At 59.9% G+C, this 324-nt stretch carries 1 protein-coding gene; it reads left to right on the top strand.

From position 1 onward, the window contains the following. Nucleotides 1–17: 17 nt before the first annotated feature. Nucleotides 18–324: 6-pyruvoyl trahydropterin synthase family protein (locus IG178_RS24670; protein ID WP_193215232.1), on the top strand; the 307-nt coding region annotated here is incomplete at its 3' end.

Raw genomic sequence — 324 nt, 5'->3', positions numbered from 1 at the left:
AGAAGAAAGAGAAGACAATGTTCGGACTCACAGTCAACGACCATGTGATGATCGCCCACAGCCTGCCCGACGAATTCTTCGGTCCCGCCCAAGGCCTGCACGGTGCCACTCTCGAAGTCTCGGCTACCTTCACCCGCGCGAGCCTCGACGAGCATTCCGTCGTCCTCGACATCGGTGAAGCCATGAGCCTGCTCGACGCGGCTCTGACCCCTCTGCGCTATACGAATCTCGACGAACACCCTGACTTCTCCGAGAGACTGAGCACGACCGAAGCCGTCGCCGAACACATCGGACGGAAGCTGGCCGAATCTCTGACTGAGCGAC

It is taken from the genome of Neoluteolibacter marinus (assembly GCF_014904755.1).
Taxonomy (GTDB): domain Bacteria; phylum Verrucomicrobiota; class Verrucomicrobiia; order Verrucomicrobiales; family Akkermansiaceae; genus Haloferula; species Haloferula marina.
Note: the sequence above shows the minus strand (reverse complement) of the source record. Positions and strands in the feature narration are given on the sequence as shown.